At 70.2% G+C, this 4,761-nt stretch carries 4 protein-coding genes; 1 reads left to right on the top strand and 3 read right to left on the bottom strand.

Going from position 1 to position 4,761, the window contains the following annotated elements; all coding sequences use genetic code 11:
* Positions 1-455 precede the first annotated feature (455 nt).
* Positions 456-1,463, bottom strand: a complete 1,008-nt coding sequence (locus tag ACVV2G_RS33230; RefSeq protein WP_453846485.1) for a stage II sporulation protein M — start codon at positions 1,461-1,463, stop codon at positions 456-458.
* A gap of 126 nt (positions 1,464-1,589) precedes the next feature.
* Between ACVV2G_RS33230 and ACVV2G_RS33225 the strand changes: the two genes are divergently transcribed.
* Complete coding sequence (locus tag ACVV2G_RS33225; RefSeq protein ID WP_453846484.1) at positions 1,590-2,579, top strand: RDD family protein; 990 nt, start codon at positions 1,590-1,592, stop codon at positions 2,577-2,579.
* A gap of 41 nt (positions 2,580-2,620) precedes the next feature.
* Here the strand turns inward: ACVV2G_RS33225 and ACVV2G_RS33220 are convergent, their stop codons facing one another.
* Together ACVV2G_RS33220 and ahcY are read right to left on the bottom strand one after the other, a co-directional pair.
* Positions 2,621-3,235, bottom strand: coding sequence for a hypothetical protein (locus ACVV2G_RS33220; protein WP_453846483.1), 615 nt, complete (start codon positions 3,233-3,235; stop codon positions 2,621-2,623).
* A gap of 158 nt (positions 3,236-3,393) precedes the next feature.
* On the bottom strand, positions 3,394-4,761 hold a 1,368-nt coding region (gene ahcY, locus ACVV2G_RS33215; protein ID WP_453846482.1), incomplete at its 5' end, for an adenosylhomocysteinase.

The raw sequence follows: 4,761 nt of genomic DNA, 5'->3' as shown, positions 1-4,761 counted from the left end.
CGATCAGGTCGGGGTATCAACATATCTGGCGTTGACTTTTGGCACGCTGTTGAGTTCTCAAGGAACGGACGCTTCCTTTGTACTCACCCGAGAGACTCTCTCAGGCTTTCCTCCGGGCGCTTCCCTTCGGTCTTGCGTTTCCGACTCTATCAGATCCTTTTCGATCCGATTTCCTCGGTGCTTTCCGGGTTCCCGCTTTCGCGTTTCCCTTTCCGGCGGTTCCGACTTTATCAGAAGTTCCGGGCCGGACTGACCGGCCGTTCATTTCCGATTCATCGGGAGAGTGCTTCGCCGAATTCAAGGATCCGGAAGGAAGCAGATAGATTCTCATAGTTGCCCTCTGGGGTGAACCCATCTACAGGCAACTGTTTGAATCTACCTCCCCGCTCGCTCCGTGTCAACGGCTCTTGCGGGAACGAAGAGGACACTAGCAGCTCTCCGGGGCCCGATGCACATCAGGCGGCCGTCGGCACGGTGGCGCTGCGCTCGGACGCCTCGACGTCGCCCGTGTCACCGGCTCGTACGGCCCGCCCGCCCAGGACGTAGACGTAGGCGAGGAAAGCCAGCTCGGCGACCACCCCGATGGTGATGCGCGCCCAGGTGGGCAGGCCGGAGGGGGTGACGAAGCCTTCGATCGCACCGGAGACGAAGAGCACCAGGGCGAGGCCGATCGCCATGCCGATGGCGGTTCGGCCCTCCTCCGCGAGGGCGGTGCGCCGGGTGCGCGGGCCCGGGTCGATGAGCGTCCAGCCCAGACGCAGACCGGTGCCGGCGGCCACGAAGACGGCGGTCAGTTCGAGCAGACCGTGAGGGAGGACGAGGCCGAGGAAGGTGTCGAGGCGGCCGGCCGACGACATCAGGCCGAAGCCGACGCCCAGGTTGAGCATGTTCTGGAACAGGATCCAGATGACGGGCAGGCCCAGGAAGACGCCCAGGATCAGGCAGAGGGCGGCGGCCCAGGCGTTGTTCGTCCATACCTGTGCGGCGAAGGAGGCCGCGGGGTGGCTCGAGTAGTACGTCTCGTACTGGCCGCCGGGGCGGGTCAGCTCGCGCAGTTCGCTGGGCGCGGCGATGGTGGACTGCACCTCCGGATGGGTTCCGATCCACCAGCCCAGGAGCGCCGCGACGGCGGTCGACAGGAGTGCGGTGGGAACCCACCAGTGGCGCGCCCGGTAGACGGCGGCCGGGAACTGGTGGGTCAGGAAGCGGGTGACGTCGCGCCAGGAGGCTCGGCGGGTGCCGGTCACGACGTTGCGCGCGCGTGCCACCAGCTGGCTGAGCCGTCCGGTCAGCTGCGGGTCGGGCGCGCTGGACTGGAGCAGGGAGAGGTGGGTGACCGTGCGCTGGTAGAGGGTGACGAGTTCGTCGGTCTCGGCGCCGGTCAGCCGGCTCCGGCGCCGGAGCAGCGCGTCGAGGCGGTCCCACTCCGCTCGGTGGGCGGAGACGAAGACGTCGAGGTCCATCGGGGTGCCTGCTCCTCGGCTATCGTCGGCGGCTCGTCGTGGATCAGCTTGTCGTACTGCGGCGTGGTGTGTCCTCAGCTTGGCAGACTGGCGGGGACGGGGGCAGTCAGGGGAAGGGCGGCAGGCGTGAGTGAGCTGGTGACGGGTGAGGCCGTGGCGTTGGAGCTGCGTCCCGCGAGGCTGCCCAGCAGGGCGCTGGCCGTCCTGCTCGATCTGGCGGTGGCCGTCGCCGTCTACGTGGCGGTGACCGTCGTACTGGTGGCTTCCACCGCCTCCTTGGACACGGCGGCGCAGACCGCGCTGTCGATCGCGGCTTTCGTCCTCGTGCTGGTGGGCGGGCCGATCGCCGTGGAGACGCTGAGCCACGGGCGGTCGCTCGGGAAGACGGCGTGCGGTCTGCGGGTGGTGCGGGACGACGGTGGACCGATCCGGTTCCGGCACTCGCTGGTGCGGGGCCTGATCGGGGTGATCGAGATCCTGATGACGTTCGGTGTCGTCGCCTGTATCGCCTCGCTGGTGTCGGCGCGGGGGCGGCGGCTCGGAGACGTCTTCGCGGGGACTCTGGTCGTGCGGGAGCGGGTGCCGGTCGCGCCGGGGGGCTACCTGCCGCCCTCTCCGCCCTGGCTGGCCGGCCGGTTCGCGGAGCTGGACCTGTCCGCGGTGCCCGACGACCTGTGGCTCGCCGTCCGTCAGTACCTGACACGGATGGGGCAACTGGACCCCCGGGTCGGCTGGGCCATCGCGGAACGGCTCGCCGCCGACGTGGTGGCCCGTACGGGGGCGCCGGCGCCGCAGGGGGTTCCGCCGGCCGCCTATCTGGCGGCGGTGGTGCAGGAGCGGCAGGCTCGGGAGGCCCGGCGGGCTTTCGGGGCCGCGGCCGGGGGGACGGCGGTGACGGTGCCCGTCGCTTCGCCTCCGCGGGCTTACCCGGTGCCGCCGTCGGTGCCGCCGTCGGTGGCCCCTCCCGCGGCACCCTGGGGCGAGGCTCCCGTGACGCCCTCGGGCGTGGCTCCCGGAGCACGGCCGACCGGGCCCGCGCGGGGAGGGGAGCCCGAGGAGACGCGCAAGACGCGGTCCGACGGCCGTCCCGGAACCGGGTTCGTGCCCCCTGCGTAGGCGGGGCAGGCTGCTTCGCCGAGCCCGTCGCCCGACGTCGTTCACGGGAAGACGGACGGCGGTGACTCCAGGTCCTCCAGCTCGACGCCGGGGGCCGCCAGGACGACGTCGCCGGCGAGGTGCACGGTGTGCTGTTCACCGGTGTCCAGGGCTGTGACCTGGTATGCGTCCACAGTGAGGGGGCCGTTGTCAGTGGCGTGTGCTTCTCTGTCCAGCAAGGCCCAGGACTGGTCCACGGTGCGGGGGGCGAGGACCGGGTCCGTGAGGGCGACGAGGCGTACGCGGGTGGCCGGTGCGGAGGGGGTGAGGCGCAGGAGACGGGTGACGGCGACGAGGAAGGCCGGGGACGAGCCGGTGAAGGCGTGGGCGCGCGCATTGCCTTCGGTGGCGTGGACTCCGGTGGGGTCGGTACGGACCCAGGTGACGCCGTCGATGGCCGCGCCGCGCACCTGCCAGCTCGTGGCGTGGAGTGCGAGGCGGATGGGGCGGCCGAGTTCGTCGAGAGCGAGGTCGACGGAGCCCTGGTGGTCGCCGGTGGGCGTGGTCAGCCGGGAGACGTAGCGCCAGCCGGAGGGGCCGGGGGCGCACTGGAAGTGTTCTTCCGCGAAGGGGGTGTGGTCGTGCGGGTCGTGGAGCGAATAACGGCCTCGGGGCATGGTGGTCCTGGGTGGTGACGGGCTGCTGGTCCGGCCGCTGAGGCGCCGACGGGGCAGGCCCCCGGCACGGGGGTGCGGGGGCCTGTCTCGGAGGGGCCGGCAGTCGGCGGAGGCGCGTGCCGGGGCACGGACGTGTCCCCGCCGGCTGTGACGCGGACTCAGTAGCGGTAGTGGTCCGCCTTGTACGGGCCCTCGACGTTGACGCCGATGTAGTCGGCCTGCTCCTGGCGGAGCGTGGTCAGCTTGACGCCGAGCGCGTCGAGGTGGAGGCGGGCGACCTTCTCGTCCAGGTGCTTGGGCAGCACGTACACGTCGGTCGGGTACGCGTCGGGCTTGGTGAACAGCTCGATCTGGGCCAGGGTCTGGTCCGCGAAGGAGTTGGACATCACGAACGACGGGTGGCCGGTGGCGTTGCCCAGGTTCAGCAGGCGGCCCTCGGACAGCACGATGAGGACCTTGCCGTCGGGGAAGGTCCAGGTGTGGACCTGCGGCTTGACCTCGTCCTTGACGACGCCGGGGATCTTGGCGAGGCCGGCCATGTCGATCTCGTTGTCGAAGTGGCCGATGTTGCCGATGATCGCCTGGTGCTTCATCCTGGCCATGTCCGAGGCCATGATGATGTCCTTGTTGCCCGTCGTCGTGACGAAGATGTCGGCCTGGTCGACGACCTCGTCCAGCGTCGTGACCTGGTAGCCGTCCATCGCCGCCTGCAGGGCGCAGATCGGGTCGATCTCGGTGACGATGACGCGGGCGCCCTGGCCGCGCAGGGACTCCGCGCAGCCCTTGCCCACGTCGCCGTAGCCGCAGACCACGGCCGTCTTGCCGCCGATGAGGACGTCCGTGGCACGGTTGATGCCGTCGATGAGGGAGTGGCGGCAGCCGTACTTGTTGTCGAACTTCGACTTCGTCACCGCGTCGTTGACGTTGATCGCCGGGAACAGCAGGGTGCCGTCGCGGTGCATCTCGTACAGACGGTGGACACCGGTCGTGGTCTCCTCGGTGACGCCGCGGATCTCGGACGCCAGCCGGGTCCACTTCTGCGGGCTCTCACTCACCGTGCGGGTGAGGAGCTCGAGGATGACACGGTGCTCGTCGGACTCGGCGGTGTCGGGCGAGGGAACCTTGCCGTCCTTCTCGTACTCGACGCCCTGATGGACCAGGAGGGTGGCGTCACCACCGTCGTCCAGGATCATGTTCGGGCCGCCGGTGGGAGTGTCCGGCCAGGTCAGCGCCTGCTCCGTGCACCACCAGTACTCCTCCAGGCTCTCGCCCTTCCAGGCGAAGACCGGAACGCCCTGCGGATTGTCGGGCGTGCCGTTCGGGCCGACGGCGATGGCGGCCGCGGCGTGGTCCTGGGTGGAGAAGATGTTGCAGGAGGCCCAGCGGACCTCGGCGCCCAGGGCGACCAGGGTCTCGATGAGCACCGCGGTCTGCACGGTCATGTGCAGGGAACCGGTGACCCGGGCGCCGGCGAGAGGCCGGGCCTCGGCGTACTCCCTGCGGATCGCCATCAGGCCGGGCATCTC

The sequence above is a fragment of the Streptomyces sp. JK94 genome (assembly GCF_053613315.1).
The sequence above is the reverse complement of the archived record's forward strand: the minus strand, read 5'-3'. Positions and strand labels throughout refer to the sequence as shown.